Below are 5,560 nucleotides of genomic sequence, written 5' to 3'. Positions count from 1 at the left end.
CTGCATCCGCAGCACGCCCTTGATCTGCTTGCGGCCCTGACCTGCGAGGATCTCGCGGAAGCGGTCCAGGGTGAAGTCGTCGGCGAGCGGGTCGGCTCCCGCTACGAGCGCGCCACCCCTGCCGAACGCGACTACCTGCGCGCGATGGCCGACGCCGCCGTCGAGCTGGGCGCCGACGACATCGGCACCGTCGCCACCGCCGACGTCGCCGCCTTCCTCAACAAGAAGCCCCAGTCGCTCTCCCCGGCGCGCGACGCGCTGATGAAGAAGGGCCTGATCTACTCGGGTGAACGCGGCCGGATCGCGTTCACCGTCCCTCACTTCGGGCGCTACCTGCGCCAGCAGGGCTGAGGCTGATCGGGTCATGGGTCACCCTCGTGAAGGCCGTATGACCCTCCCTGCATCCTGACGGATGCAGCAGCGTGGTGACACCATCACCTGCGAAGGGAAGCCCGATGGCAATCCTCCAGACCTCTGTCGCCGGCGACATCGATCCCGGTCCAGCCGGGTCGAAGCGTCCGGCGATGACATTCCTCGGCGCCTCCGGGACGGTGACCGGAAGCCGGTTCCTGGTGTCCAGCGGATCCGATCGACTGCTGGTCGACGCCGGCCTCTACCAGGGTCTGCGCGAGCTCCGACGGCTCAACTGGGCGCCGTTCCCGGTGGCCCCCGCGGACCTGGACGCCGTGGTCCTCACCCATGCTCACCTCGACCACACCGGCTACCTACCCCGACTGGTGAGCGACGGCTTCGCCGGGGAGGCGGTGTGCACGCCGGGCACGGCTGCGCTCACCGCCATCGTGCTCAGGGACAGTGCGCATCTGCAGGAGGAGGACGCCCGGATTGCCAACCAGGGTGGCTGGTCGAGGCACGACCCGGCCCTGCCCCTCTATACCGCCGCGGACGTCGAGCGGACACTGGAGCGACTGCACCCGGTGGCCTTCGGTGAGCCGTGGACGCTGGGCGGAATGGACGTGACGCTGCAGCGCGCCGGCCACATCCTGGGCTCCGCGGTGGCCGTCGTCGACGTCCGCGGCGAGCGAGTGGTCTTCAGCGGCGACCTGGGCCGGCCCAGCCATCCGATCCTGCGGCCTGCGGCCAGACCTCCGGCTGCCTCGGCGATGGTGCTCGAGTCCACCTACGGCGATCGACGGCATCCGCCGGTGGACGCCGAGGCTCTGGCCGATACGGTCCGCAGCACGGTGGATCGAGGCGGCGTCGTCCTGATCCCGGCGTTCGCCGTGGACCGGACCGAGCTGGTGCTGCTCGAGCTCCTCCGGCTCCGCAGTGCGGGGCTGATTCCGCAGGTCCCGATCTTCGTCGACAGCCCGATGGCGCTCGCGGCGCTCGACGTCTATCGCGCGGCCCTGAGCGCCCACAGCGACGAGCTCGACCTGAAACGCGCGGCCCCGCTGAAGGACCTCGACCGCCTCGATGTCCACCGGATCCGGGACGCCGCCGCCTCCGAGGCGCTCAATCGCCCCAAGGGCCCGTGCATCATCATCTCCGCCTCCGGTATGGCCACCGGCGGTCGTGTCGTCCACCATCTGCTCCGGCAGCTTCCCGACGCCCGCAACAGCGTCGTGCTCACCGGCTATCAGGCCCAGGGCACCCGTGGGCGGCAGCTGGTGGAGGGCGCCCGGGCGGTGAAGATGCACGGCCGGTACGTCCCGGTCCGGGCAGAGGTGGTCGCGATCTCGGACTTCAGCGTGCACGCCGACGCCGACGAGCTGATCGCCTGGGTCGCCTCGGCGCCCGAGCTTCCGCAGACCGTCTACGTGGTGCACGGCGAGCCGACCGCTTCGCACGCCCTCGCAGACAGGATCCAGGACGAGCTCGGCGTCCTGGCCGTGGTGCCTCGACTGGGTGAGCGGGTGCTCCTGGGCTGAGGACCACTGTCCCGAGATCGCGGAATTTCGGCCCTCCTCGCGGTGACGTGGCCACTCCTAGTGTCCAGACATACGCAGTCGTCGCATGCACCGAAAGGACGGGATCGCCCATGACGATCATCTGGTTCATCATCTGGCTCATCGCGAACAACGTGGGGGCGAATGAGCCACTTCAGCTGGACCCGGTCAACATCTGGACCGGCACCCTGATTCTCGCAATCGCTCTCGACCTCGGTGGGTCGCACGCCGGAACGGTGTCATCGAGGCGAGACCGGTGAGAGCCGCGGGCGCCGACGTGAGCCTCCCGGTGCCCGCGTGGCGACGTACGGTGGGCGCCGTGTCCGCCATGGCCGGTGCGGCTGCGGCAATCGGAGCGGTTCAGCTGGTCACCGACACGTTCGCCCCGCCGGTCAGCGACCTGCGGCCGCTGGGGCTGGAGTCGTGGGTGTTGCCTGGTCTGTGGCTGGCGGCAAGCGTCGCGGTTCCCTGCCTCGGTACCGCCGTCCTGGCGTGGCGGCGATCGCGATGGATGGGTCCGGCGGCGGTCGGTGCCGGGATGCTGCTCCTGGTGGAGCTGGCGGTCCAGGTGCCCTTCGTCGGCTTCGATCCCCTGCAGGTGGTCATGGGGACGGTCGCAATCTCCTTGGCGGGCCTGGGGTGGTCGAGTGCACGGCGGTCGGTGACCAAGGACCAGTCCTGGCGGCATTTCGTCTCTGGGTAGGCCTCGTCGTCTCGTCGGATGCTCGACCGAGACGAAAGGAGACAGTCATGGCACACCCTGTGGTGCACTTCGAGATCGCCGGCCCGGACGGGGAGCGACTCGTCGCGTTCTATCGAGACCTGTTCGGCTGGGAGATCCAGGGGTCCGGGCCCGGCTACTGGCTCGTGACGGCCGGCAAGGAGGGAATCGGTGGCGGCGTGATGCAGACCCGCGACGAGATGCCCTCCTATGCCACCGTGTACGTCGCGACCGACGACCTCGAGGCCAGCCTCCGTCGCGCCGGAGAGCTGGGTGGCGAGACGGTCGTGCCGCCCATGGAGATCCCCGGTGTCGGCTCCTTCGCCATGTTCCGCGACCCCAGCGGCAACATGATCGGCCTGTTCCGCGAGTGACCTGCGCGCGGCAGCGTCCGCGCGTGCTCGCCGCTCGGCGACATGCGCCCTAACCGATTTGTCGACATCTGTGTCGGCGGATCGACCGCGCCCACTCCACGCAAACATGCCGAAATCCGGTCTTCCCTTCGCGTACTGCCGGTGCTTGACTGCTGCATGGCCAGTGACGCACATCACATCAGGCCATACTCCCGCAGCGAACTCGGGCGCAGCTGGAACGAGTGGAGGGAGAACCACGCATGCGGGGTTGGAAGAGAACGCGGCTGCTCACCATCGGAGCCGCAGGAGCGCTCGTCCTCGGTCTGACGTTGCCCGGCGCACCCGCCGGCAGTGCGCCCCCGTCGGGCGACGATCGTGGCCGGGCTGCCAAGGAGCTCAAGCAGACCGGGTCCGACTACAACAACGGCAAGCGCCTCGGGGTCGAGCGACACCGAGTCGACCTGGCCGGCAAGCAGCCACCGAAGGGACCTGCGAAGGTCGGCCAGAGTCGCACCTGGCTCGGGCTCGACGACGCCCAGGGAAGCCTCTATCTCAAGGACTACACACTGCGCGGTGTCGGCGACAACATCGAGGTGTGGGTCGCCGACGACAGAGCGTTCCCCGCCGGTGACTGCCGCAACGAGCTCGGCCTGACCCAGGTCACCAACGCCCAGATCACGAACTTCATCGCGGAGTTCGACAACACGATCTACCCGATCGAGTCGGAGGAGTTCTCGGTGCCGCCGGACCGGGACGGCAAGCAGGCAGTCCTGCCGGGGCTGATCCCCAACCTGCCCTCCTCGGAGTACAAGGGCGACGGCGACAACATCGTGGTGCTGGTCGACAACGTGCGAGACGCGAACTTCTACGAGCCCGCCACGCCTGACGGGCAGACCTACATCGCCGGCTTCTTCTACTCGGTCTTCAACGAGTACTTCGACCGCAACGTGATGAGCATCGATGTCTTCGACTGGCTCCACCGCACCGGCACCAACCCGCCCGACGACAGGACCGATCCGGCGTACGTCGCCTGCAACCAGGAGCTGAACTCGGCTCCCGGGCGGCAGGTCGGGGCACCCCGGCCGCTGCTGTACGAGGGCACCTTCGCGCACGAGTACCAGCACCTGCTGGAGTACTACGAGGACACCGACGAGGTCTCCTGGGTCAACGAGGGGCTGTCCGACTACGCCCAGACCCTGGTCGGCTACGTCGACCCGAGCACCCCGCCGGACGATCCTGGCGCGGACTCCCACCTGGCCTGCTTCATGGGCTATCTGGATCCGGCGTTCGGTGGCTCGGAGAACTCGCTGACCCTCTGGGGCGATCAGGGTGGGCCGGAGACGCTGTGCGACTACGGCGCGGCGTACTCCTTCATGGAGTATCTGGCCAGCCACTACGGCCCCGACTTCCTCAGTGCGCTGCACCGCGAGGACGCCGGTGGTCTCGACGGGCTCCAGATCGTGCTGGACGAGTTCGATGTCGGCGTCTCCGCCCAGCAGACCCTGCACGACTGGGCGGCCATGGTGGCTCTCGACGCGGCCCTGGACGCCAACGGCGGCAACCTGAACGGCGGGGAGGCGGCGAGGTTCCAGGCCGAATCGCTGTCGGCGAAGGTGAACTGGGACAACGCAGAGGCGTGGAACGAGAACGGCGCTCCGCCGAACGGTTCGGACTACGTACGTCTGCGCGACGGTTCCGGGGCCTACCTCTCCGCGGGGCAGATCGAGTCGATCGACTTCGACGGCGCGACGGAGCTGGAGCCGAAGCCGGTCGAGTGGACGGTCGACGCCACCCCGCCGAATGCCACGGCCGCCGACAGCAGCTGCGGCTCGCCGCCTGCCGACGGCACCGGAGCGGCAGCGCTCTACTCCGGTTGCGGGCCGAATCTCGACCGGTCCGTGGTGCGGGCGGTCGACATTCCCGCCGGTGGTGGCTCGCTGACCTTCGACGCCCTGTGGGACGCCGAGACCGGCTGGGACTTCGGTTACGTCCAGGTCTCCACCGACGGCGGTGAGACCTGGCAGAGCCTGGCCACCGCGGACACGACCAGCGAGCACGACCCGGGTGCCATCCCGACCGTGGTCGACAACCTCCCCGGCTTCTCCGGCGACTCCGGAGGCTGGCGGCCGCAGAGCGCCGACCTGTCGGCGTACGCCGGGCAGAGCGTGCTGGTGGCGTTCCGCTACATCACCGACCCGGGGGTCGACGAGTCCGGCTTCTGGGTGCGCAACATCGCCGTGGGCGGCACCGCGCTGCCCAGCAACACGCTGGACGGCTGGCAGTCGATGTCGCAGGTCAACCCGACACCGGTCGAGGGCTGGACGGTCCAGCTGGTGGCGTACGGCCCGGCGGGCTCGCCCGCATGGGTACACACGCTCGCGCTGGACGAGTCGTTCGACGGCACCCTCAGTGGTGCCGAGGTCGAGGCCGCGATCGGTGACAGCGCCGAGACGGTGGCGGCGATCGTGATGTTCGACGACCCGACGGAGAGCGTGTCCGACCCGGCGCGCTACACCCTGACGGTCAACGGCTTCACCCAGCCGGGCGGCTGAGTAGCCGGCCGACGTACGGGCCGCGGC

At 69.2% G+C, this 5,560-nt stretch carries 5 protein-coding genes and 1 pseudogene; all 6 read left to right on the top strand.

Annotated features, from left to right (window positions below; all coding sequences use genetic code 11):
* Window positions 1-351, top strand: a pseudogene (locus tag ACFVJS_RS26075) (hypothetical protein); the annotation flags it as partial.
* A gap of 104 nt (window positions 352-455) precedes the next feature.
* Window positions 456-1,889 (top strand): MBL fold metallo-hydrolase RNA specificity domain-containing protein, encoded by a 1,434-nt coding sequence (locus ACFVJS_RS26070; RefSeq protein WP_378886424.1) that lies wholly within the window; start codon window positions 456-458, stop codon window positions 1,887-1,889.
* Window positions 1,890-1,999: 110 nt separating this feature from the next.
* Window positions 2,000-2,167 carry a hypothetical protein gene (locus ACFVJS_RS26065; RefSeq protein WP_378886423.1) on the top strand — a complete coding sequence of 56 codons (168 nt, stop codon included), beginning with the start codon at window positions 2,000-2,002 and terminating at the stop codon, window positions 2,165-2,167.
* Window positions 2,164-2,610, top strand: coding sequence for a hypothetical protein (locus tag ACFVJS_RS26060; protein WP_378886421.1), 447 nt, complete (start codon window positions 2,164-2,166; stop codon window positions 2,608-2,610). The genes ACFVJS_RS26065 and ACFVJS_RS26060 overlap by 4 nt, the downstream gene beginning before the upstream one ends.
* A 47-nt stretch (window positions 2,611-2,657) precedes the next feature.
* The gene (locus tag ACFVJS_RS26055; protein WP_378886419.1) at window positions 2,658-3,002 is read left to right on the top strand and encodes a VOC family protein; all 345 of its coding nucleotides are present in this window, start codon (window positions 2,658-2,660) and stop codon (window positions 3,000-3,002) included.
* Between the two features lie 239 nt (window positions 3,003-3,241).
* On the top strand, window positions 3,242-5,533 hold the full coding sequence (locus tag ACFVJS_RS26050; protein ID WP_378886417.1) for a peptidase M6: 2,292 nt from the start codon (window positions 3,242-3,244) through the stop codon (window positions 5,531-5,533).
* The last annotated feature ends 27 nt before the right edge of the window (window positions 5,534-5,560 follow it).

The sequence above is a fragment of the Nocardioides sp. NPDC057772 genome, assembly GCF_042798075.1.
In the GTDB taxonomy this organism is placed as follows: Bacteria; Actinomycetota; Actinomycetes; order Propionibacteriales; family Nocardioidaceae; genus Nocardioides.
The sequence above is the reverse complement of the archived record's forward strand: the minus strand, read 5'-3'. Positions and strand labels throughout refer to the sequence as shown.